Raw genomic sequence first — 22,175 nt, 5'->3', positions numbered from 1 at the left:
CTGCCCCCTTTCCTTTGATGAGTCGATAAAAGTAGGGTGGGATACCGGTTCAAATTTTATGCACCGCACGAATTAAGCTGGCGGAATCGGGTACCTTTTCCAGGGAAAGTGTGATACTATATGGGTGGACTGAGCTGGGCGCGAGGTTCCCGCTCTGTTAACTAGAGGAGGTCATAACCGCAATGGCAATGGATAATGTGAAGAAGACATGTGAGAGAACGCGAAAGAAATTGAAAGATGCAATCGATCTTATGGAGCCGTTTCTGAATACCTATTCCCTCCCTCAGCTTAATGCGGAGGAAAACTCCGAGATGGAAGATTTCTACCGCGCCTATTTGCAGGACACGCGTCATCTGCTTGTATTTTGTGAAGTCGCTTATGAGAAGCTTGGTGTAAGTCTGCGGAGACCCACGTTTAATGTTGAATTTACTCAGAAAGTGCTTTATGAGGTGTATCACAACTGCATTAGTCCTTTCTTTTATCCCAAAAATGAATGCTACTCGGAAGACGGCCGTTACGCTTATACCGGACAAGACGCCATTCGTTTCCGTAAGAAACCTACACGCGAACTGCGTGATCTGACCATTGAATTGTCCAAAATCTTTGAAGAGCTACGCGAAGAACTGGCCTACTATGAGAATGACTATATTACTCAGCGCCGCATGCAGGGCGAAAGGGTTTAAAATAGAAAATGAACAAGCCTTCCGGTTACCGGAGGGCTTTTTTTGTGTGCGGATGATTGCGGCATTGACCTATGCAACGTATGGAGGGAGACTGTCAGGTTGTGTCAGCGGCGAAAGGGGATAGAGGGGACCGCTTGGGGAATTCTACTCTTCAGGAGGTGATTAACATGCCAGAAGTAAAATGTGCCGTATCCAACTGCGCGTATTGGGGTCAAGGGAACAACTGCCGTGCGGATGTCATCATGATCGAGACCGACAAGCATGCCAATGCGGATCTTTCCTCTGAATTTGCCGGCGAAACATTCGATGTGAATCACAAAGACCAAGCCATCAATGCAGCGAACACCTGCTGTCACACGTTTAAGGAAAAGAAGAAGTAAACCGTCACCGATTCCTTAAAAAGGCCGGAGGTGTTAGGTGTGAGTCACAAAAAGCACGCACATAAGCATAAGCATAAGGATGCCAATGACGGACATGGTGCGGGCGGGGCTCATCGGGAAGCCAAACCTGAGGCCGCCCCGGGAATCGAAGGGGAACCGGTGGATACGATTGATCTGGGTGCGAACGAGGAATATGCAGCCGAGCTTTCACCGGCAGATCCAAGTCTGAGTAATGCGGATAAGGCGGAACGCGGCATACCGGACAATTGGATGAACGCCAGAACGCTCGGTATGATGGCCATGGGTTCGTCTATTCTGTCCTTTTTTCTTCTTCCGCTGTTTCTGGGATCGCTGGGAATGCTCCTTGGCTTTATGGCATTCTCCGATGGCCGCAAAGCGCTCGGCGGCTGGGCGATTGCTCTTGGACTCATCAGTTTTGTGTCCAAGCTGGCATTTGTTCCTTTTTTATTTTAAATAGTCAAATGGAGCAGGTCCTGAGGGATCTGCTTTTTTACTTTGTTTGGGGTCCTTAAAGGTACGGCGAGCTGTCGTACGCTTGTACTTTTCTGTGCACTTCACTGGCAACAATTAGACTAAGACCCGTGAAAAAGGTATAATTTGCTGATACATGTAGCACCTGACAGGAAGAAATGGAGGAACCTTTTTTGGAAACAGAACAAAAACAGGCTATGGAGCTTGTCAGCGTAACGAAAAAAATCGGCGGACGCACCATTATCGACAACCTGTCTTTTACCGTTCGGCAGGGGGAAATATGCGGTTTTCTAGGACCGAACGGTTCAGGTAAAACGACGACTATACGGATGATGGTCGGACTGATGGCCATGACCGCAGGTGAGATCCGGATTGCGGGGCATTCAATCCGCACTCACCGGTCGCAGGCACTGGCCAGAGTGGGCGCAATCGTAGAGAATCCGGAACTGTACCCGTATATGACAGGGAAGAAAAACATGATCCATTTTGCGCGTATGGCTGCAGAGCCTGTTTCTGACCAGCGAATCAATGAAATCGTGGACCTGGTCGGACTCAGTGACGCCATTCATGACAAAGTCAAAACCTACTCGCTCGGAATGCGGCAGCGCCTCGGGATCGCACAGGCTCTGCTTCATAAACCGACGGTCCTCATACTGGACGAGCCGACTAACGGACTGGACCCGGCGGGTATTCGTGAATTGCGTGACTATCTTCGGGAACTGGCCAGGCAGGAAAAAATCGCGATTCTCATCTCATCGCATCTGCTGGCTGAAGTGGAATTGATCTGTGACCGGGCTCTTATTATTCAAAGCGGCCGGCTTGTAGGAGAACGGACCGTAAGGGGGACTGCCGGAGAAGATGAGCTGGTTCTGGTGGAACTCGAGCTGAAAGGAATGGAAAGAGCCCGGGATGCTTCTGGCCAAGGTTACGGGCTTGTGAAGCGGGAAAGCGGAATCTATACCGCCAATATAGCGAAATCGGCCATTCCGGAGCTTGTCGCTAACCTCGTGCGGGATGGAATTGAAGTGTATCAGGTTGCGATACGTAAACCGACTCTTGAAGATACCTTCCTGCAGCTGACGAAAGGAGACGAGGCTCTATGAAGTTCTTTTCACTGATACAAAATGAAATCATGAAGCTGGCCAGTAAAAGATCAACCTGGATCTTTTATGTGTTTATCGTGCTGATTAGCTTGTTCTTGGGAATTCCCATTAAAATATGGATTCAGAGTTATATAGGGAACTATGTCAGTTTTAGCAGTACCGTCATCATGGTCTGCTCCCTGTTCATTACACTGTTTGCCCTTGTGCTGGGTGCGCAGACCGTGACGGAAGAGTACAAAGACGGCACCATTAAACAACTGCTTATCCGGCCCGCGAGCCGGACATCCATCCTGATGGCCAAATATATTTCCTGCCTGCTGACAGCGCTCCTGGCGTACGTGCTGCTCTTCATCAGTTCGATTGCCGTCGGAGCCGTGTTGTTCGGGACAGAACCGCTGGCGGAGCAGGAGTTCATTGTTCATCTCAAATCAGTTTTATATGCCCTGCCGGATTTGATTTTCATGTACACACTTGCTTTCGTTATCGGAACGGTATTCCGCAGCAGCGCGCTGGCGATTACGATCGCCGTGGTGATGAATATGGCCGGATCTGTTTTTGCCGTCCTCCAATACGATTGGGCCAAGTATTTGATTTTTAACAATACGAATTGGACTATGTATGACCCCAATCCGCATGTTTCGGAGGGGCTCTCGCCTCCATTCCCCGGCATGACGTTCGGATTCTCCTTCACGATCTACCTGGCGTATTGGATTATTCTGATGGGCATAACGATCTATATTTTCCGTAAACGGGACATAGCTTAAAAAGATTGCTTAAAAAGAGCGCCGGCGGCCGATGAGTTCCGATCCGCTAAAAAAAGATAGGGAAACATCGTCTCAAAGGTTCAAAATCAGGCTGCAGCTGCCGATATACTCCTTATACACTTGAAATGGGATAACTAATTGGGGATGACAATGATGAACGGCATAGATCCTAGATTAATGAAAGAAATTTTAAAACTCGAGATGCTGAATAAATCAGCGCTTGTCAGCGGAGCGAATGGAGGATCAGCAGGCACAGGAGCGGCGGATGGCGAATTCGGTTCCATGCTGAATGCGCTGCTGCTGGAACAAGCGGGTCTGACTTCGGGAACAGAAGCGGCAGGATCTTTGCCGCTTCAGGCTCTGCAGACAGGCTGGAGCGGCTTAAGCGGCGAAGATCTTGCGGCAGGGACCGCGCCGATGAGTCCGGCGGTTCTTAACCAGGCGCTGAGATCTTACGGATCGGCATCTTCTCCCGCTGCTGCGCCTGTATCCAAGGGTGAAGGGGCTTACGATGCCTATATCGCCCAGGCAAGCTCCCGGACCGGCGTTGATCCTGCCCTGATTAAGGCCGTGATCCGCCAGGAGTCCTCCTTCAATACAACCGTCGTTTCGAAAGCGGGAGCCAAAGGGCTGATGCAGCTGATGGACGGTACGGCCAAAGGCTTGGGCGTAACGAACCCCTTCGATCCGCAGCAAAGTATTGAAGGCGGGGCGCAGTACCTTTCTTATCAGCTTAAACGGTTCGACGGCAATGTGGGTACAGCCCTGGCTGCGTATAATGCCGGTCCGAACCGGGTTAGCAGGCTGGGGATCAAGAATGACAATGATCTGCTAGAGAAAATGCACCTGCTGCCTACAGAGACACAGCAGTATGTGAAAAAGGTTATGAATCATATGCAGCGTTATGAACGGGATTTTCCCCAAGTGTAACGATTCGGATGGAGAAGCGGCAGCCCTTTGAGGGCCTGCCGCTTTTCTGCATGACAGAAGGTTATGCCGCAGAAGCGAAACATAACGGATTGGCAGTCCAGGCAAGATGACCGCTACTTAGGGCACACGGACAACGGCCTTGTATTAAGATTGGATTTGCGATTTAATGGGGAAAGGGCCAATAGGACCCCAATTGATTTTTTATCGCTTCGCTAGACGAAAGGACAGAATAGATATGCTTTATTTGGATAATGCCGCCACGACACCTCCTTACGAAGAAGTTGTTACAACCGTAGCGGATGTTATGCGTCAGCATTACGGAAATCCTTCTTCGATCCACCGGCTCGGTATGGATGCGCAGAAGCTGGTTAGCCGCGCCCGGGAAGTGATCGGCAGTGTGCTGCACGTAAAGCCTACCGAGCTGATTTTCACTTCGGGCGGAACCGAGAGCAGCAATCTTGCTATTAAAGGCGCCGCGTACCGGTACCGGAACCGCGGCAGCCATCTTATAACAACCGCTATCGAACATGCATCGGTAACGGCTGCTTTTGAACAGCTGGAAGCGGAAGGTTTCACGGTAACGATTCTGCCGGTCGACGACACAGGTGCAGTCACTCTGGAGCAGCTGCAGGCAGCCGTAACAGATGAAACGATCCTGGTCAGTGTCATGCATGTGAATAACGAGATGGGACGAATTCAGCCGATTGCCGAAATCGGCCGCTGGCTGCGCGGCAGGCGGACTGTACTGTTCCATGTCGATGCGGTCCAAGGGGTCGGGAAGCTTCCGCTTCATCCGGCTGAAATGGGGATCGACCTTATGAGTGCTTCGGCGCACAAGTTTAAAGGCCCCAAAGGCGCAGGCTTTTTGTACAAACGGGAAGGAATCGAACTGTATCCTCTGCTTGCAGGCGGGGGCCAGGAACATGGAATGAGGTCAGGTACGGAGAATGTTCCGCTTATCGTCGGGATGGCCAAGGCTTTGCGCCTGGCTACGGAGCATCTGCAGGCGGATATTCAGCGCAAGCGCGCTTTCCGCGATATTGTTGCGGATGGAATCCGCTCCATGCCGGAACTTATGCTGACAGGCTCAGCCGAGCCCGCGCATATGGCGCCTCACCTGCTTCATTTTTGCTATCCGGGCATGAATTCCGAAGTTGTCGTACATGCTTTGGAGCAGCGCGGCATATATATATCTACGAAGTCGGCCTGCTCGTCAGGCGTTCCCGAAGCGAGCAAGGTGCTGCTCGCGATGGGGTTCGACAAGCAGCGTGCTTCCAGCGGTCTGCGGGTAAGCTGGACCGAGGAGCACAGCGAATCAGATGCGCACCGGTTTGTCGGAGAGCTGCGGCAAGTGATTGACGAGCTCGTGCCGGTCACCCTTGCGGACAAAGGGGGGCGCAAACGATGAAACCGGATCTGCTGCTTGTACGCTTCGGTGAAATGATGTTGAAGGGCAAAAACCGCTCGCGGTTTGAGAAGAAAGTCATCCGCCAGCTGAGAGACCTTCTCATGCCCTTCCCGCAGGTGAAGCTTGTAACCGAATACGGGCGTGTCTACATCGACCTGGCGGATGAGCCCCTCGAAGATGTGAGCCGCGCGGTCGGCAAAGTATTCGGGATTGATTCCTACAGCCCGGTGTATACGGCTCCCTCAGATGCGGCAGCGATACAAGAACTTGCCGCTGAATTGATGCGGGAAATCGTCACGCGTCCGCAGACGTTCAAGGTCGAGGTCAGACGCGTGGACAAAAGTTTCCCGCACGACACGTTCGAGATGAACCGGCTGGTAGGCGGAGCGGTTCTCCGGGCATGTCCGCAGCTTAGCGTGGACGTCCGCAAACCGGAGACGACGCTGCGCGTAGAGCTGCGCGAAGGAAGAGCGCTGCTCTTCGTCCAATCGTTCGAAGGCGCGGGAGGCTATCCGCTCGGTACGAACGGAAAAGGAGTGCTTCTTCTCTCGGGCGGGATCGACAGTCCGGTAGCCGGCTGGCAGGCTATGCGCAGAGGCTTGGAGCTGGAAGCTGTTCATTTTCACAGCTATCCCTATACGAGCGAGCGGGCCAAAGAGAAAGTCATCGATCTTGCCCGCAAACTGTCTGCCTACAGCGGAGGCAGCCTGAAGCTTCACCTGGTGTCGTTCACCGAGGTGCAGACTTCCATCTACGCGGAGTACAAGGATAACTTACTTGTCACTTTGCTGCGCCGTGCGATGTACCGGATTGCGGAGAGGATTGCCGAGCGTGAGAAGGCCCTTGCTCTTGTTACAGGGGAAAGCCTCGGCCAGGTAGCCAGCCAGACGCTGCCCAGCCTGAACGCGATCGGCAGAGCGGTATCTCTGCCGGTCCTCCAACCTTTAATTACGACCGATAAGCACGATATCATCCGAATGGCAGAGCAAATTGACACCTACAACATATCGATTCTGCCCTATGAAGATTGTTGTACGTTATTTCTGCCGCCTTCTCCAAGCACCAACCCGAATCTAAGGGTTGTGGAAGCCATAGAGCGGAAGTTTCCGCAGTTGGAAGAGTGGATAAACAGGACGGTTGAACAAGCCGAAACCATCGTGGTTCGTGCGGACGAGGAACCGGCCCGGGATTCCTACTTCTAATTGCCTCTCCTAGAATGGATTCACAGCGTAGTGATATACGTCCGCATAAACGGGGCGGGGCAGCCGCTTGGAGGAGCCGGTATAGTATAGGGCCGGAGGGGGAGAGGCATTATGTTGGAACAGATCGGAATGTTCCTGCAGATCATGCTGATCAACATTGTGCTAAGCGGAGACAATGCTGTCGTGATAGCCATGGCCAGCAAGAACCTGCCGGGCGCCCAGCGCAGGCAGGCTGTCTGGTGGGGAGCTTTCGGCGCAATCGCATTGCGGCTTCTTCTTACGATTGTCGCCGTCAGCGTACTCCAAGTCCCGTATATACAGGCCGCAGGTTCCCTGCTGCTGCTGTGGATCGCAATCAAGCTGCTTATCGACAACGAGAATCATTCTTCGATTCCGCAGGCGTCTAGCTTATCCAGGGCGGTCTGGACAATCGTAGCCGCGGATTTCGTCATGAGTCTCGATAACGTTCTGGCGATTGCCGCAGCTGCGGGCAACAATTTGACGATCCTCATACTAGGCATCGGACTCAGTATTCCGATCATTATTTGGGGGAGTGCCGTAGTTGTAGAGCTGCTTGCCAAATTTCCGATTCTTATTTATATAGGGGCGGGAATTCTCGGTTATACGGCGGGGGAGATGTTCCTGAGCGATTCGCGGACGAGCGGATGGGTACTCGGCGCCTTGCCTCACTGGCCGGTGCCGCTTGCAGCCGCTGGATTCGTTGTGATCGCGGGTCTATTGTGCAAGTGGCTTATCACACAAAAGAGAAACACGGCTTACTAGAAGAAGACCGGACCCGGCAGGTCCGGTCTTCCTATTTGTTCAATTGTATGATAAACTATCCAAGAATTGGTGATAATGATTATCATTATTGATGAACAATGCGACAAATTCGACCCTAAGCTTCTTACCTATACAAATTGTCGATTGCCCTTATAAATCAAATGTTTACAGGCGGTGATTCAGGTTGAGCGAAGCAAATGCGCCATTCTTCAGTTTACTGGAAAGTCCGGATTATTATGAGAAGTCTTTCAGGATTGTTTTTGGAAAGCAGCACAGACTTAAACATTGTACCGATGAAGCGGGACTGCTGGATCGAGGGCTGCAGGAAGTCCTGAGCCATTACACGGCCCATTATGAAACCAAGCATATTCGTGCGGTGGGTGCTACTCTATCCAGTACGCTAAGCCTGCTAGCTGCCGCATACCTGCATGCTATGTCTCATTATAACTATACGCTGGCTTGCCGGCCGGAAGATATCCGGATTCATTACGAGGGCGTGACACTCTTGTTTGAACTTGCGGGGCAGCCCGAGCCCATGGGTAAGGATACTGCCGACCGTTCCGTATGGAGAGAGGAAGCCGTCCGTAAACTTCTTACAGATTGTATCGTTCCACTTTATACGCGGATCAGGGAACTCAGCCGCATCGACCGGCATACTCAGTGGTCTTTTGTAGCCAACACTCTTAATCGAAGCTATGAAGCCTGGCTGGATGCGGCGCCGACAGAAGAGCTGAGGCAGCGTTTGCTGGAAGACCGGGAATATGTGCTGCAGGCAACCGATCCGGAGTGGTTCGGCGGGCCTGGCAGGAACGGAGAACATCCGCTGTATGTTGATTTTAAATTTCTGCCTGATCTATACGAAGAAGGCAGCCAGGTCCGTATGAAACCGAGATGCTGTCTCTACTACCAGCTAACCGGAACCTACTGCTATACTTGCCCGATTATTTCGGAGGAAAAAAGAGCCGAACGGGTGAAGGAGCTTACAGGAAAAGGGTAAACTTCTGTAAAGCGACAACCTACTGAGTGTCCCGGCAGCCCGTTACTTCCTTCTATACGCCGAGCAGCTGCAAAAGCCGTCCGCATGATATAAAATGCGGACGGCTTTTTTGTTGTTAGCCGGTTAAGGAGCAGCTGCCCTCCGTCCGTTAAGCGGGCTTTATTCGTGCTGCTTTCCGCTTAGCTCTAATCAAGTAGCAGGCATAGATGGCAAGCAGCACGACAATCAGCACGACGGACCACCGGTAAGCTGCACCGTAACCGCCGGTCCGGGTGGCGAGAATCCCCAGAAGCATAGACCCCGTGCCGATTCCCAGATCATTGGCGGAGTAGAACGTCCCGTTGGCGGCGCCTCTGCGGGAAGGAGGAGTCCGCTCGATCGTCCACGCCAAGAGAGCGGGCTGCACAGATCCGAACCCTGCGCCGAATACAGCGGCGGCCGAGGCCAGCGACAGAGCCGAATCTGCGTAGGATAGCAGCCATAACCCGCCCCCGGTGAACAGAGCGCCGGGTATCAGCACCCAAGAGGGGCCCTTGCGGTCAAAGATCAGACCGGTCAATGGACGGGTCACAAGCAGCATGACCGCATTCACCACAAAAAACCAGCCGACGTTAGAGATGCCGGCTTCTTCGCCGAACAACGTGAGGAACGTAACGACGCCCCCATAGCATGTCGCCGTAAAAAATAACAGCAGGGAAGGCAGCAAAGCTCCGGGTTCAAGGAGGCCGCTGGACATAGAACGCCATGTGAAGGCGACAGGCTTTTTCTGTGCACGGCGGGGCTTTTGATTAATTAGAAAAGAAATAAGCATAGCCGCGAAAGCGAGCAATGTAGAGGATACGAAAAGTGCATGAAACCCGTAGGTACTAGCGATCCATAGTCCGGTTAAGGGAGCGAGGGCCATCGCCATGGTGTTGGACAAACCGTATATGCCCATTCCTTCCCCCCGCCTGTCAGAAGGAACGATATCGGAGATAACGGTGCCCAGAGAGGTTGTGGATATTCCCCAGCCGATTCCATGAATGAATCTTAGAACGAGCAAGAGAGTCAGCACAGCGGCAAGAGAGTAGCCGAATACGGCTATTCCGCACAGGGCGAGACCGGCTGTAAGTACATGTTTTCTTCCCAGCACGTCCAGTGCCTTCCCGGCGAGAGGCCTTGTCAGCAGGGATGCAAGTGTAAACAAGCCCATTAATAAGCCGATCTGGGCTTGTCCTCCGCCTAGCTGCGCTGCATAGAGAGGGATGGTAGGAATGAGGAGCTGGAAGCTGTAAAAAAGAAGCAAATTGGACAGCGTCGTGACTGCAAAATCCCGGGTCCACAGCCTTTTGGCCGCTGCCCTTATCTTTGTGCGCATGAACAAATCTCCCATCGTGTCATCATGCGGTAGTATCCCCGTTTTACCATCGCTTAATAGTTGTGCCGTAATTTAACAGAAACAGGTCTGCCCTTTGAAATCTGGAAAACAGTAAGGCGGTAAGATGAGAAGTGTTGGGAACTTAAACGCGGAGGGGATTCTTTTGAGCAAAAGATTACAGCGTACGCTGGTTGCCGGTACGGCAATCGCACTTCTTCCATTTAGTCTGGTCAGCGGGGCGATGGCAGCGGGTACAACTGCCCAGGAGCAGCCGGCAGCCGCATCCAAAAATGTTATCGTGCTGATCGGAGATGGAATGGGACCGGCACAGGTGTCTGCGGCGCGTACATTCTCCAAGTACAAATTGGGTAAGAACAGCCTTGAGTTGGACTCGTATTATGTGGGACAAGCTACCACTTACGCGGACCGCGGTGAAGACGGCGGTACCATAGTTTCGGGTGAGGTCACGGACTCGGCTTCTGCGGGTACAGCTTTTGCCACCGGCCACAAGACCTATAATGCCGGAATCAGCGTATCGAATGAAGATGTTTCGGAACCTTTCGGATCGGTGATTGAAGCGTCAGAACTCGCAGGCAAATCAACGGGGCTCGTCACGACCGCACGGATTACTCATGCGACTCCGGCTGTTTATGCTGCTCATGTGCGCAACCGGGATAATGAAAACGCCATTGCCTCCCAATATTTAACGGACGGGGACGTGGATGTGCTCTTCGGAGGCGGCAAGCAGTTCTTTTTCAGTAAAGAGGAGAAAGGCAAGCGCACAGACAAGACGATCATCCCGGATTTCGAAGCGAAAGGCTACAAAGTCGTGTATGACAAACAGGGACTTGCTTCCCTCGGTTCCCAGACAGGCAAAGCACTGGGGCTGTTCGGTAATTCCCATGTGGATTATGTGCTGGACCGGGATGCGAAGGTGCCGAACCTGGCTGAAATGAGCCAGAAAGCCATTGATATTCTCTCCCAGAACCCGAAAGGTTTCACGATGATGATTGAAGGCGGCCGTATCGACCATGCGGGGCACGCCAATGATCTGAGCTCCCTCGTTCAAGAAATGCTCGATTTTGACGCAGCCGTGAAGGTGGCGATGGATTTTGCCAAAAAAGACGGCAATACCTCTGTCGTGATTACCGCTGACCATGAAACCGGCGGGTTATCTTTGTCCCGTGACAACATTTACGAAATAAATGTGGATGACTGGGACGCGCAGCAGAAATCTTCGGAGCTGATCGGCGGGGAATTAAAGAACGCCAAGAGCAGGAGCGAAGTCAAAGCCATCGTTGCCAAGTATACCGGCTATGAGGATTTGACCGATGCGGAAGCCGATTTCATTCTAGCCGGCGACGGTTCCTCGTATAAGCAGGAAGGCGCTTTTAATGCCGTGATGGCCCGCAAATACCTGATTGGCTGGTCCGGGCACGGTCATTCGGCTGTAGATGTGGGGGTATGGGCATATGGGCCGATTGCAGAGAAAGTGAAGGGACAAGTCGACAATACCGATATTGCCCGTGCCGTTGCATCCGTGGCAGGTCTTGATTTGGCCAAGGCTTCGGAACAACTGCAAAAGGAGTACCTGTATCCTAAATTTAAAAATAGCCCTGAAGGCGCGGCCTTGTTTCCGGCCAGAGCTTTGGCGGAAGCCCTCGGGGCACAAGTGAGCTGGGAGGGGGCGGCAAGAAAAGTGCTCCTTACATCGGCAAACGGAAGTATCTCGGTCTCCATTGATACAAGCAGCGTTCAATGGAATGGCGGAGAGAGCGGGCTTCAAGCTCAGGTAGACCATGATGTGCTCTATCTTCCGCTGGAGGCTTTCAGTAAGCTGACCGGCAAGAGTCTTAAGTGGGATGCACTCTCCGAGCGTATTAAATTGCAATAATGCTATCGGCTGCAGAGGCGCAGCGAATTCGGACGGGCAGGGCTGGCAGCAGCTTCTGCCCGTTTATTGATGGAGGGGGATAGCGAAGGGGAAGTAATCCGGCTTATAATAGGAGCAGTCTCCTCTAGCCAGCCGCAGCGGTTTGCGATAAACTGGAAATAAAAGTGTCGATACACGCCGTGTCTTGCCGAATAAACGGCCTGAATCCGCTCAGGCAGTTCCAAGGGCAGGCAAGCGTCAAGTATCGTCCGTATTCGGGGGGCAACGGATGTCGAACAAACCTTTATCCATGGGGATTATCCTCATCGCGACAGCTTTTGTACTGCTGCTGGGCAAGCTTGGCTTTTTTACTTTGATCGGGTCGCTCCTGTGGCCGCTGCTGCTTCTCGTTGTTCCCGGCGTTCTGCTTTATCTGCTAGTTTCTAACCGGACCTTGCCGGATGCAGCGATCGTACTAAGCGGAGTGCTCGTTACGTATGGCGTCATCTTCTTTATTTGCGGCTTGTTTGGCTGGGGTTCTCTTCGAATTCTTTGGCCGGGTTTTATTTTCGGCTTTGCCGCCGGACTGTATCTGCTTCATGGATTCCAGAGAAGCCGTCATAACTCAGTGCGGACCGCAGCCGTCGGTCTTGGTGTTCTATCTCTCCTGCTATTCTTGGTCAGTCTTGTCTATAACGCTGGAATATATCTGTTCGTCTTTTCCCAGTTTGCCCAAAGCGGACTTCCCGGTACACTCTGGTCGCTTCTGTGGCCGCTGCTGTTAGTCCTTCTTCCGGGCGTCCTGCTCCATCTGTTCGTGTTTAACAGGACCCTGCCTGCGGGCGCGCTTATACTCGGAGGAATTCTCGTGGTCTACGGCGTATTCTTCTTTATCCTTAGTCTATTCGGCTGGGGCCTGCTTACGCTGCTATGGCCTGTTTTCTTGCTCGGCATCGCGGCCGCACTCTATGAACTTATATGGTTTGAAAGAAGCCGCGATACGGGACTGAGGACGGCTGCTCTCATTCTGGCGGCGTTATCTCTCCTGATCATCGTGTTTAATCTGCTCTTTCATGTGAGCGTATATTTATTTATTGCTCTCCTCCTGGTTGCGGGCGTCCTGCTGGTCTTTTTACAAAGACGCAGGTGGTGAAAGAGATGCCTGGGAATCTGGGTCTACTCAGTGAGAATAAGGTTGTGCACAATCAACTCATCCATTAGTTGTTAAAATGACTTGCTTTTTGGAGCCATTTCCCGTATAATCGGAACGTTGTAGCGTCGGCATGTGTCCGACGCTTTATTTTGAGCCAAGATGCTGGCTGTCCGGTAGACCCGCTCTTCAGTTGGACCGCACAGCGCAGCACGACCATGGATTTGATACTCGTTTCAGCATGTCCCCGTAAGATGCCGGAGGGTAATCTCCTGCACTTTCGCGTAACATAACGGTAATACAAAGCAAGATGAGGTTCACCGGTCTACGATTACTAACCAGCGCATCTGCGCACAAGAGAGAGGACTTACTTTATGTTTCCCAGAGAAAAAATTCGCAACATCGCTATTATTGCGCACGTCGATCACGGTAAAACAACGCTAGTTGATAAGCTTCTTCAACAGTCCGGTACGTTTCGCGACAATGAAGCGGTTCAAGAACGGGCTATGGACTCCGGTGATATTGAGCGGGAACGCGGAATCACGATTCTTGCTAAAAATACGGCTATCAATTACAAAGACCATCTGATCAATATCGTGGATACGCCAGGACACGCCGATTTCGGCGGTGAGGTTGAGCGCATCATGAAAATGGTAGACGGCGTACTGCTAGTCGTTGACGCATTCGAAGGCACAATGCCGCAAACGAAGTTCGTTCTTCGTAAAGCATTGGAGCAGAACCTGACTCCGGTCGTAGTTGTTAACAAAATCGACCGTCCCAACGCACGTCCGCTTGAAGTGATCGATGAAGTACTGGATCTGTTCATTGAGCTTGGTGCAAATGATGAGCAACTCGAATTCCCGGTTGTTTACGCATCTGCCCTGCAAGGTACATCCAGCCTGGATGCGGATACTCAGAACGAGAACATGCTTGCTCTGTACGAAACTATCATTTCTCACATTCCTCATCCGACTGAAAGCACGGAAGAGCCCCTTCAGTTCCTCGTGACCCTGATGGACTTTAACGAATATCTGGGCCGTATCGGTATCGGTCGTGTTAACCGCGGAATTATCAAACAGGGACAAACAGTTGCGGTTATGACTCGTGAGGGCGGCATGAAGCAGGCCCGGATCGAGAAGCTGTTCGGATTCCAAGGTTTGAAGCGCGTTGAAATCGAACAAGCGGGCGCGGGTGACATTATCGCGATTTCCGGTATCAAAGATATCAACATTGGCGAAACGGTTGCGGATCCTGCCAACCCGGAAGCTCTTCCGGTTCTCAAAATCGATGAGCCGACCCTGCAGATGACGTTTATCGTCAATAACAGTCCTTTTGCGGGACGTGAAGGCAAGTGGGTAACATCCCGTAAACTGCGTGAGCGTCTGTTTAACGAGCTGGAGACAGATGTCAGTCTTCGTGTAGAAGAAACGGACAGCCCGGATGCCTTTATCGTTTCCGGACGCGGCGAGCTCCACCTGGGTATCCTGATTGAGAACATGCGCCGTGAAGGATTCGAACTTCAAGTATCGAAGCCTGAAGTTATTATCCGCTATATCGACGGAGTGAAGATGGAGCCGATCGAGAGCCTGCTTATCGACCTGCCTGAAGACAGCATGGGTGCTGTCATGGAAAGTCTCGGAACACGTAAAGCCGAGATGGTGAACATGGTCAACCACGGCAACGGCAACGTTCGTCTTGAATTCCTGATTCCTGCACGCGGACTGATCGGTTACCGCACGAACTTCCTGACGCTGACACGCGGTTACGGGATCATGAACCATGCATTTGACAGCTATGGTCCTTATGCAGGTGCAGGTGTGGGTGGACGTCATGAAGGCGTTCTGGTATCGATGGAGAACGGAGTGTCCACGACGTACGGAATTATGTCCATTGAAGACCGCGGTACCCTGTTCATAACACCGGGTGCTGAAGTATACGAAGGTATGATCGTCGGCGAACACACACGTGACAACGACATCGTCGTGAACATCTGTAAAGAAAAGCAGTTGAACAACATCCGTTCAGCGGGTAAAGATGATACCGTTAAATTGAAAGTGCCGAGAATCTATTCGCTTGAGCAGGCACTTGAATATTTGAACGATGACGAGTATTGTGAAATCACTCCTAAATCGATTCGTCTTCGCAAGAAGATTCTGAACAAAAACGAACGCGAACGCGCTGAGAAACAGCGTAAGACGGCGAACGCCTAAATAGTAACGAGCAACGAAGGGAAATCAGCGGGAATTTAAGTTCCTTCGCCGTATTTCCCTTCTTTTTTACACCTGATACAATGGATATAAGGAGGAGATCGTTCATGAATGAATGGTTCGCCCAGAATTTTTGGATCACCTGTTTACTGATTTTCGTTATGATTTCCTATGTGTACAACAAAGTGTTCCGCACCCGGAGATTGCCTCTGCTTAAGACTCTGATCGTCTATATTCTGCTTGCGGTAAGCGCTTTGATGCTGACGCTGTTTCAAGTATTGGGACCGCAAATTCCGATCGTCCCTTCCCTTGCCTTCGCCATTCTGCTGATGATGATCTTGCGGATCCGGTATTTTATTGAGGGCAGAAGAAAAAAGAATGAGGCAAGCAGCACGAAATAAGTACATGCCAATAATCGATTGCCCGGTAAGGGCGTGGGGGGATTCGTGTGACACTTCAGGATGCATTGTTTAATTGGGCACAAATCCGCCTGGTAGCTGATGCGAGGCCGGATGACCATGCGGCAGCGGAAACCGTTGATTTTTTTGCCGAAATTCTGCAGGAAGATCACCAGGTGACAAGTTTTGGACTTGTTGTTGTGGATGAGGAGATCATTCGTCTGGATTACACTCATGAAGGAGTCAGCAAATCACAGCCTTACGACCGGGACCGTGTGGAACGCCTTCTGGCCGATATCCGGTCCAATCCCAAATATAACGAACAATGAGCTTTGGAGCGGAATAAGACAAGGTTGACATATCTTCTGTGTGGATGCGAATACAATAGAAGTATCCGCTGCTAAAGGAGTGTGAATACGTGACTCCACCGCTGTACATAGCTTGATGATTAGCACCATGTTATACTGAATTCAGTTACGGATCCTCTCGATCCGGTACGTAAGCATGTATTCTATGTTGCAGGAGGCGCTGGGAAGAATGGCAGAAAACATGACCGCTCTTTCGGAACAACGGATGAATCTCCAGGTAGATTACAACGCCTGCCCGCATACGGCCGATACGGAATCCGGCGCATCTCTGATTGGTATGCTTTCATCTGGGGATAGAACGGATGCGGGTATGATTCGTTCTGCAGAGAACGATTACTCCAGCTCGGATGTTATCTCTATGGATGCTGAATGTATGAACATGTTAGTTGAGCGTGCAGCTGATCGGCTGTGCGGTAAGCTTGAAGCGATACTTAAAGCCTAGGCACCCAGGTGCCCGGGCTTTTTGTCTCTTATGAAGCATGTCGGATTTTCGCGGTTTCTGCTGATGAAAGATAAGGTGTGCAGTTTCCTTGCCAAACACCTGTGAATCGGGAGGGGATTTCGGGAATGAAAAAAATTTTCGTGCTCGATACGAATGTTTTGCTGCAGGATCCGAACGCTATTTTCTCTTTTGAAGATAATGAAGTCATAATTCCCGCAGTCGTTCTGGAGGAAATAGACACCAAAAAACGCAATGCCGATGAAATTGGCCGTAATGCCAGAATGTTCTCCCGGCTGCTCGATCAGATGCGTACAAGGGGACGTCTTCATGACGGGATCACGCTTGACAGCGGCGGAACCCTGAAGGTAGAACTGAATCACCGGAGCTTCAATAAAATGCAGGAAGTGTTCGCCGATGCGACCAACGATAACCGGATTATCGCCGTCGCCCTCAATTACCTGACAGAAGAGCAGAGCAAGCCGCAGGCTCGTCCGGTCATTCTAGTGAGCAAAGACACGCTGGTAAGAATTAAAGCGGATGTGCTCGGACTGACGGCGCAGGATTATTTAACGGACCGTGTCGTTTCGGATCATGAAATGTACAGCGGCTGTGCGACTCTGCACGTGCATCCTGCGGTTATTGACGAATTCTATTCCTTCCGCTTTCTGAGCGTACCGGCCCTGCATTTGGGTTATAAGCTGAATCCCCATGAGTTTGTTATCCTGCGCGATGAACTCGGCACATCCAAATCCGCTCTGCTTAAGACGTCATCGGATGGCAAGAAATTGGAGCCGCTGTACTTGTCCAACGATCCGGTATGGGGGATTGCGGCCCGTAACGCTCAGCAGAGGATGGCCTTAGAGCTTCTTCTGAATGATGATATTCCGTTCGTGACTTTATCAGGGAAAGCCGGGACCGGTAAAACTTTACTGACGCTGGCAGCGGGTCTGATGAAAGTAGAGGACGAACGCAAATACAAGAAGCTGACGATCGCGCGCCCTGTCGTGCCTATGGGCAAAGACATCGGTTTTTTACCGGGGGAAAAGGATGAGAAGCTGAGGCCGTGGATGCAGCCGATCTACGACAACCTGGAGTTTCTGTTCGATACGAAAAAATCCGGAGATATTGATAAAATTTTGGCCGGAATGGGCAGTATTCAAGTCGAAGCGTTAACCTATATTCGCGGCCGCTCAATTCCCGGACAGTTTATTATCATTGATGAAGCGCAGAATCTATCGAAGCACGAAGTGAAAACAATCGTTTCCCGTGTAGGCGAGGGAAGTAAAATTGTACTGCTCGGGGACCCGGGCCAAATCGATCACCCCTATCTGGATGCCGCAAGCAATGGATTGACGTACGCGGTAGAGCGGTTCAAGCATGTTGAAATCAGCGGACACGTTACTTTGGAAAAAGGCGAGCGGTCTCACTTGGCCCAATTGGCCGCTGATCTGTTGTAGGGGAGAGATGAAGCGGAAGCTTGAGACCACCCAAAGAGGCAAAGAAAAGCGTCAGGCTGATTAGCCTGACGCTTTTCCTCTAGATTGGCGGGCCCCTGGCAGAATGCCTGCCAAAGAGTAAGAAATGATGAAAATAACCTCGCAGTGATAAGTCCTGGCCGTCCGCTTCATAAGCACATCATGCAGGGGGCGACCGCTTACGCTATGCAGGGAGTCGCTGGCTGTACCCTCAAGAGAGTGTTTGGTCGCTCCTTGGACTCACCAAGTAAGTTTTAGCCGGATGGCCAGGAGACCTTCCTGCAAAATAATCTGTTCCACCGATACGAATGAAAACAACTTCTTCGGGTAGATCCGCAAATCGAATTCTTCTTCCAGAGATTTGCTTGTAGTATCCGGGAGTTTAAATCCGTTAAACACAAGCTCCGAGACGCGGAACGCAACGACAGGCTGATCGCCGTCCTTTTCCATTTCATAAGTCCCCTTGATCGACACATCCATATCATCCTTCGTGCCGAAAGCAAGCACACCATCGGGCCTGAACTGGAAAGTAAGATCATCGAACATGCTGTTTTTGCTCCGTAAGAAGGCGTTTAACTCATGATCGGTCATCTGGAATTTACCGCCGCCGTTCTCAAGCGTCAAATGGCTGTTTTTACCGCCTGGTGTAAGAAGTTCAGGGAAATATTCCATAACACTGGCAAGTCCCCGGAAATATTCACGGAAAAGAGGGAGCCCTTTTTCTTCCCAGCGGCCGTTTAACTCCTGAATGAGAGCGAGAATCAGCTCGCTGCGGCCGCTGGCATCCAGCTCCCGGTTGAGCTCTGCTTGAAGCGCTACGACCCGCTCCCTTTGTTTTAAGTAGTTTTCCTTAGTCTTCTGCAAATCGGTCCGCTCATTGGCGAGCTTGTTCTTCATTGTGCCAAGCTCGCGGTAGGCTTCTTGATGAGTCTCTAAGGCCTGCTGGTCGCGGTCTAGAATCAGATCCAGATATTCGTAGGTCTTCAGCATATCCGCGAGGGAACGCACGCTAAGCAGCACGCTCCACAGCGATTCGCGTTCTCCTTTGTAGTAAGAGCGAATAACGCGTGCCGCCCGTTTCTTGGCTTCCTTGACCCGAACCTCCTGCACCGCGATCTTCTGCTCGGTATCCGTCATTTTGACCACGAGCTTGCTGTCCTCTTCGGCAAGGCGCTCAATTTCGCGGTCGATTTCATGGACGGTCAGCCCCTTCTGAAGGAGAGCTTCCGTTTCCTTCCTGACGGCGTCCTTGTCATCTGCAGCCTGCACGGTGGGGAGGATGATGCCGGCGATGAGCAGGAGGCTGCAGAGCGAGCGTAACATTCGGTTATAAAGCATGAATAAAGAGCCCCTTTTTACCTGTGATAAGTCCAGAAATTTGAAATGGTCCTTCAAAAAAATACTTACCTCCCGAGGCCGGAACGTAAGCAGGTAACCGATTATTTACTTGCACCTTCCAAACGTTTAAGAATCTCGTCGAAAGATTTGGTGCGTGCAGGCACTTCCTTCTGAACGGCCGGCATCTGATTAATGCCGTCAAATGTCTGTTGAAGCGTTATTTTCTTGTCCTCTGACGTATCCGGTTTACTGTCGCCGGCCGTGAAAACCAGATCGATTTCCTGTTTACGGAGGAATCCCTGCCCGTCCACCGTAACGGACCATTTGCCCGGGGCTTTGAGCTTGAATTCAGCCGCTTCCTTCTTCCATAGTGCGGCCTGTGTGTCTGAGATAAAGCCGTTAGCCGCAAGGGCATCCAGGACGCGAGGCAGCTTCTCTTGAAGTTGTTTGTTCCACGCTCCGGCGTTCACCCGGGTTACGGCAGCCGTATAGGATTTGGCGGAGGAACCGTCTGCGAGCACAGTGTCCTCTTCATCGAACCAGGCAGCATCTGCTCCTTCCATGAGCAAATCAGACAGGTCAGAAGTAAGACTGGACACTTGCTGAAGCTTGTCTACCGCGTTTGTGTCTTGTGGATCGCCCGGTGATTTCAAACTGGTGACGAAGTATTCGTCCTTTTGATTAAGAAGTGGCAGGCGGAAGTACAATTTGTTATCTTGGAAAAAGACGGGAATGGTTAATTCGGCACCGGCGCTTCTTGAATTCAAGATAAGATCGGTCTGGGTTCGGAAAGGCCTGGCTTCAACGGACCCTTTCCAAGAGATCCGGCTGTCTTTCAGGAAAGAAAAGAGCTGCGCGGTTAAGGGACTTATGTCCTCGGCCGCCGGAAGTCCGTTCATCTTTAATTCGGCGTTTCCGGTAAAAGAGTACGAATTCATCTCAGCCTGTTTGGTCAAGGCCTGCTGTACGGCAGCTCTGGTAGCAGCCCGGTCGGTACAGCCGTTAACCAAGGCGGCAGGGACAACGGCGACGAATGCAAGTAAGAGCCATTTTTTAAACATGAAGAAGCTCCTTCCTTAATCTACCTTCTCTATTATATCTATTCAACTAAGCTTTGTCTTTATCCCTACTTTTTGAGGCGAAGTGTAAAAAAATGATCGAATCGGATCTGCGGGGCAAGGAAAATACGCCTGAAACGGGGGATGAATAAGTGTCCGGTCTCTATGATAAGAATTCTATAAAAACAGAGAAAGCAGCTTCGGCTCTTTCGCAAGGAAGAGAGAGCGGGGTGGAAATAGAGGGGGGAGAACAAGAAAATCGTAAGTCTCTCCCTCTAAACGGCCATCCGGGAGTTGAAGCTGCACTTCGCCGCAAGATGAGTGAATCCCCATCTGGTCTTCTCACATTCCGGGCTTACATGGAAATTTGCCTTTATGAGGACTCATGCGGTTATTACCGCCGGGAAGAGCCCAAAATCGGCCGGGATGGCGATTTCTATACAAGTGCGTTTGTAGGCCGCTGGATGGGAGAGATGATTGCGCAAGAGGTGATACGCACCATGGGTCCTAACGGCTCGGCTCGCCCGGTCGAGCTGGTGGAGTGGGGCGGTGGTACAGGCAGGCTCGCGAGGCACGTGCTGGATGCTCTGCGTGATCAGGAGCCTGCTCTGTACGAGAGGATTCGGTTCACCTCCATCGAATCGAGCGCGTACCACCGCAATCTGCAGCGGCAGGAGCTGCAGGAACACGGCACTCCCCTGCGCTTCGCTGAGGAGGCGCAGTGGCTTGCCGAGCCGCCCGGCGATGGCGTTATTGCCATCGCTAACGAGCTGCTGGATGCGATGCCGGTGCACCGCATCCGCTCCTCGGGCGGCCGGCTCGAGCTGTGCGCGGTCGGCCTGGACGACCGCGGCGGGTGGTGCGAGCGCTGGCAGCCGCTCGAGCCGGGTCATGCGGCTGCTGTGCATATAAGCCGCGAAGGCATCCGCCTGGCAGATGGGCAGCAGGCGGAAGTGAACTTGGACGCGGGCCAGTGGATCGCCCGCGTCGCCCCGCGCATCCGCAGCGGCCGGATGCTGGTGGTGGATTACGGCGATACCGCCGGGGAGCTCTATGCGTCCCACCGGATGAAGGGGACGCTGCTGTGCTACCGGCGGCATCTCGCCGATGATCTTCCTTACGCCGCACCGGGGCGTAAGGATATCACCGCGCACGTCGATTTCACGGCGTGCATGGGGGCCGCCCGGTCGGCGGGATGGACCGTCGCCGGGTATGAGACGCAGCGCGAGTTTCTGGTGCGCTGCGGGATTCTCGGCCGGCTGGCGGCGCATGCGGGCACGGACCCGTTCAGTCCGGAGGCCCGCAGCAACCGGGCGATCCGGCAGCTTCTGCTCAGCGACGGCATGAGCGAGCTGTTCAAGGTGCTGACGCTCACCCGCGGCTAGACGGTCACCGTCCGCCGAAGGTATGCGGCAGAGGGAAGGAAGATCCCGCAAAAAAAGGTGTTTCGCGATTTCAGTCGCGAAACACCTTTTTTGTTCAAGTGCCATTATGTAGGTTGCATGTGAGGGTTAGAGTGGCATTTTGAAGACGGACCAATACGTAAATCCGCTAAACGAAAGGACCATATAACCCCAGAAAAGGACAATGTATGTCTTTTCCGACAGTTTCAGATAACCCAACATTACAAATACAATGGTTTGAAAAAAGAACAGCATGGACATGGGATACAATTCTCCCGCCAAACTCATCAGGGCGATCACCAGAGTCCAGAAACCCAGAACTCGGAACATGCGATCCATGAAAATTTCCCCCTCTCCTACCACG

General features: G+C 52.0%; 22 protein-coding genes. 18 read left to right on the top strand and 4 right to left on the bottom strand.

Annotation, left to right across the window (positions count from 1 at the left end; translation table 11 throughout):
• The first annotated feature begins 182 nt into the window (after window positions 1-182).
• The 10 genes from EDM21_RS07670 to EDM21_RS07625 all read left to right on the top strand — a co-directional run bounded on the left by EDM21_RS07670 (window position 183) and on the right by EDM21_RS07625 (window position 8,742).
• Window positions 183-683 (top strand): YpuI family protein, encoded by a 501-nt coding sequence (locus EDM21_RS07670; protein WP_068774393.1) that lies wholly within the window; start codon window positions 183-185, stop codon window positions 681-683.
• A gap of 167 nt (window positions 684-850) precedes the next feature.
• Entirely contained in the window at window positions 851-1,063 is a 213-nt protein-coding gene (locus EDM21_RS07665) for a DUF1540 domain-containing protein (protein ID WP_157334378.1), read from the top strand.
• Between the two features lie 39 nt (window positions 1,064-1,102).
• A complete protein-coding gene (locus EDM21_RS07660; protein ID WP_157334376.1) occupies window positions 1,103-1,537 on the top strand; it encodes a hypothetical protein in 435 nt (144 codons plus the stop codon).
• A gap of 215 nt (window positions 1,538-1,752) precedes the next feature.
• Window positions 1,753-2,658 carry an ABC transporter ATP-binding protein gene (locus EDM21_RS07655; RefSeq protein WP_201280764.1) on the top strand — a complete coding sequence of 302 codons (906 nt, stop codon included), beginning with the start codon at window positions 1,753-1,755 and terminating at the stop codon, window positions 2,656-2,658.
• Complete coding sequence (locus tag EDM21_RS07650; RefSeq protein WP_157334373.1) at window positions 2,655-3,422, top strand: ABC transporter permease; 768 nt, start codon at window positions 2,655-2,657, stop codon at window positions 3,420-3,422. Before EDM21_RS07655 ends, EDM21_RS07650 begins: the two co-directional genes overlap by 4 nt.
• A gap of 153 nt (window positions 3,423-3,575) precedes the next feature.
• The gene (locus tag EDM21_RS25300) at window positions 3,576-4,352 is read left to right on the top strand and encodes a lytic transglycosylase domain-containing protein (protein ID WP_157334924.1); all 777 of its coding nucleotides are present in this window, start codon (window positions 3,576-3,578) and stop codon (window positions 4,350-4,352) included.
• 235 nt (window positions 4,353-4,587) lie between these two features.
• Window positions 4,588-5,760 (top strand): cysteine desulfurase family protein, encoded by a 1,173-nt coding sequence (locus EDM21_RS07640; protein ID WP_157334371.1) that lies wholly within the window; start codon window positions 4,588-4,590, stop codon window positions 5,758-5,760.
• On the top strand, window positions 5,757-6,962 hold the full coding sequence (gene thiI / locus EDM21_RS07635; RefSeq protein WP_157334370.1) for a tRNA uracil 4-sulfurtransferase ThiI: 1,206 nt from the start codon (window positions 5,757-5,759) through the stop codon (window positions 6,960-6,962). The genes EDM21_RS07640 and thiI overlap by 4 nt, the downstream gene beginning before the upstream one ends.
• A gap of 111 nt (window positions 6,963-7,073) precedes the next feature.
• Window positions 7,074-7,745, top strand: coding sequence for a TerC family protein (locus EDM21_RS07630; RefSeq protein WP_157334368.1), 672 nt, complete (start codon window positions 7,074-7,076; stop codon window positions 7,743-7,745).
• A 184-nt stretch (window positions 7,746-7,929) separates the two neighbouring features.
• Window positions 7,930-8,742 carry a hypothetical protein gene (locus EDM21_RS07625; RefSeq protein ID WP_157334366.1) on the top strand — a complete coding sequence of 271 codons (813 nt, stop codon included), beginning with the start codon at window positions 7,930-7,932 and terminating at the stop codon, window positions 8,740-8,742.
• A 148-nt stretch (window positions 8,743-8,890) separates the two neighbouring features.
• On the opposite strand, the gene EDM21_RS07620 is transcribed toward EDM21_RS07625, so the two are convergent.
• Complete coding sequence (locus EDM21_RS07620; protein WP_157334364.1) at window positions 8,891-10,099, bottom strand: MFS transporter; 1,209 nt, start codon at window positions 10,097-10,099, stop codon at window positions 8,891-8,893.
• Between the two features lie 241 nt (window positions 10,100-10,340).
• Here EDM21_RS07620 and EDM21_RS07615 point away from each other — a divergent pair, with 241 nt between their 5' ends.
• From EDM21_RS07615 to EDM21_RS07585, 7 genes are all read left to right on the top strand, one after another.
• Entirely contained in the window at window positions 10,341-11,993 is a 1,653-nt protein-coding gene (locus EDM21_RS07615) for an alkaline phosphatase (protein WP_420850647.1), read from the top strand.
• A 268-nt stretch (window positions 11,994-12,261) separates the two neighbouring features.
• Window positions 12,262-13,125 (top strand): hypothetical protein, encoded by an 864-nt coding sequence (locus tag EDM21_RS24710; protein ID WP_201280760.1) that lies wholly within the window; start codon window positions 12,262-12,264, stop codon window positions 13,123-13,125.
• A 371-nt stretch (window positions 13,126-13,496) separates the two neighbouring features.
• Entirely contained in the window at window positions 13,497-15,332 is a 1,836-nt protein-coding gene (gene typA, locus EDM21_RS07605; protein WP_157334360.1) for a translational GTPase TypA, read from the top strand.
• A 104-nt stretch (window positions 15,333-15,436) separates the two neighbouring features.
• On the top strand, window positions 15,437-15,730 hold the full coding sequence (locus EDM21_RS07600) for a YlaH-like family protein (protein WP_157334358.1): 294 nt from the start codon (window positions 15,437-15,439) through the stop codon (window positions 15,728-15,730).
• Window positions 15,731-15,777: 47 nt separating this feature from the next.
• Entirely contained in the window at window positions 15,778-16,056 is a 279-nt protein-coding gene (locus EDM21_RS07595; RefSeq protein ID WP_166541887.1) for a hypothetical protein, read from the top strand.
• 208 nt (window positions 16,057-16,264) lie between these two features.
• Window positions 16,265-16,537, top strand: coding sequence for a hypothetical protein (locus EDM21_RS07590; RefSeq protein WP_157334356.1), 273 nt, complete (start codon window positions 16,265-16,267; stop codon window positions 16,535-16,537).
• A gap of 125 nt (window positions 16,538-16,662) precedes the next feature.
• Window positions 16,663-17,994, top strand: coding sequence for a PhoH family protein (locus EDM21_RS07585; protein WP_157334354.1), 1,332 nt, complete (start codon window positions 16,663-16,665; stop codon window positions 17,992-17,994).
• A gap of 258 nt (window positions 17,995-18,252) precedes the next feature.
• Here EDM21_RS07585 and EDM21_RS07580 read toward each other — a convergent pair whose 3' ends face one another.
• Both EDM21_RS07580 and EDM21_RS07575 read right to left on the bottom strand, forming a co-directional pair.
• Window positions 18,253-19,350 carry a coiled-coil domain-containing protein gene (locus tag EDM21_RS07580; RefSeq protein WP_235918092.1) on the bottom strand — a complete coding sequence of 366 codons (1,098 nt, stop codon included), beginning with the start codon at window positions 19,348-19,350 and terminating at the stop codon, window positions 18,253-18,255.
• 101 nt (window positions 19,351-19,451) lie between these two features.
• Window positions 19,452-20,411, bottom strand: a complete 960-nt coding sequence (locus EDM21_RS07575; RefSeq protein ID WP_157334353.1) for a hypothetical protein — start codon at window positions 20,409-20,411, stop codon at window positions 19,452-19,454.
• 314 nt (window positions 20,412-20,725) lie between these two features.
• On the opposite strand from EDM21_RS07575, the gene EDM21_RS07570 reads away from it, so the two are divergent.
• Window positions 20,726-21,793, top strand: a complete 1,068-nt coding sequence (locus EDM21_RS07570; RefSeq protein ID WP_157334922.1) for an SAM-dependent methyltransferase — start codon at window positions 20,726-20,728, stop codon at window positions 21,791-21,793.
• Window positions 21,794-21,919: 126 nt separating this feature from the next.
• Here EDM21_RS07570 and EDM21_RS07565 read toward each other — a convergent pair whose 3' ends face one another.
• A complete protein-coding gene (locus EDM21_RS07565; protein ID WP_068774410.1) occupies window positions 21,920-22,150 on the bottom strand; it encodes a DUF2626 domain-containing protein in 231 nt (76 codons plus the stop codon).
• Window positions 22,151-22,175 lie beyond the last annotated feature (25 nt).

Source organism: Paenibacillus lutrae (genome assembly GCF_009757775.1).
Taxonomy (GTDB): Bacteria; Bacillota; Bacilli; order Paenibacillales; family NBRC-103111; genus Paenibacillus_F; species Paenibacillus_F lutrae.
This window is presented reverse-complemented; position numbering and strand designations above follow the sequence as displayed.

What these genes read in the sequence shown, in the direction of transcription:
- EDM21_RS07670 (WP_068774393.1), top strand. Translation starts at nt 183, where the DNA reads ATGGCAATGGATAATGTGAAGAAGACATGTGAGAGAACGCGAAAGAAA.
- EDM21_RS07665 (WP_157334378.1), top strand. Translation starts at nt 851, where the DNA reads ATGCCAGAAGTAAAATGTGCCGTATCCAACTGCGCGTATTGGGGTCAA.
- EDM21_RS07655 (WP_201280764.1), top strand. Translation starts at nt 1,753, where the DNA reads ATGGAGCTTGTCAGCGTAACGAAAAAAATCGGCGGACGCACCATTATC.
- EDM21_RS07650 (WP_157334373.1), top strand. Translation starts at nt 2,655, where the DNA reads ATGAAGTTCTTTTCACTGATACAAAATGAAATCATGAAGCTGGCCAGT.
- EDM21_RS25300 (WP_157334924.1), top strand. Translation starts at nt 3,576, where the DNA reads ATGAACGGCATAGATCCTAGATTAATGAAAGAAATTTTAAAACTCGAG.
- EDM21_RS07640 (WP_157334371.1), top strand. Translation starts at nt 4,588, where the DNA reads ATGCTTTATTTGGATAATGCCGCCACGACACCTCCTTACGAAGAAGTT.
- thiI (WP_157334370.1), top strand. Translation starts at nt 5,757, where the DNA reads ATGAAACCGGATCTGCTGCTTGTACGCTTCGGTGAAATGATGTTGAAG.
- EDM21_RS07630 (WP_157334368.1), top strand. Translation starts at nt 7,074, where the DNA reads ATGTTGGAACAGATCGGAATGTTCCTGCAGATCATGCTGATCAACATT.
- EDM21_RS07620 (WP_157334364.1), bottom strand. Translation starts at nt 10,099, where the DNA reads ATGCGCACAAAGATAAGGGCAGCGGCCAAAAGGCTGTGGACCCGGGAT.
- EDM21_RS07615 (WP_420850647.1), top strand. Translation starts at nt 10,341, where the DNA reads ATGGCAGCGGGTACAACTGCCCAGGAGCAGCCGGCAGCCGCATCCAAA.
- EDM21_RS24710 (WP_201280760.1), top strand. Translation starts at nt 12,262, where the DNA reads ATGTCGAACAAACCTTTATCCATGGGGATTATCCTCATCGCGACAGCT.
- typA (WP_157334360.1), top strand. Translation starts at nt 13,497, where the DNA reads ATGTTTCCCAGAGAAAAAATTCGCAACATCGCTATTATTGCGCACGTC.
- EDM21_RS07600 (WP_157334358.1), top strand. Translation starts at nt 15,437, where the DNA reads ATGAATGAATGGTTCGCCCAGAATTTTTGGATCACCTGTTTACTGATT.
- EDM21_RS07590 (WP_157334356.1), top strand. Translation starts at nt 16,265, where the DNA reads ATGGCAGAAAACATGACCGCTCTTTCGGAACAACGGATGAATCTCCAG.
- EDM21_RS07585 (WP_157334354.1), top strand. Translation starts at nt 16,663, where the DNA reads ATGAAAAAAATTTTCGTGCTCGATACGAATGTTTTGCTGCAGGATCCG.
- EDM21_RS07580 (WP_235918092.1), bottom strand. Translation starts at nt 19,350, where the DNA reads ATGCTTTATAACCGAATGTTACGCTCGCTCTGCAGCCTCCTGCTCATC.
- EDM21_RS07575 (WP_157334353.1), bottom strand. Translation starts at nt 20,411, where the DNA reads ATGTTTAAAAAATGGCTCTTACTTGCATTCGTCGCCGTTGTCCCTGCC.
- EDM21_RS07570 (WP_157334922.1), top strand. Translation starts at nt 20,726, where the DNA reads ATGAGTGAATCCCCATCTGGTCTTCTCACATTCCGGGCTTACATGGAA.
- EDM21_RS07565 (WP_068774410.1), bottom strand. Translation starts at nt 22,150, where the DNA reads ATGGATCGCATGTTCCGAGTTCTGGGTTTCTGGACTCTGGTGATCGCC.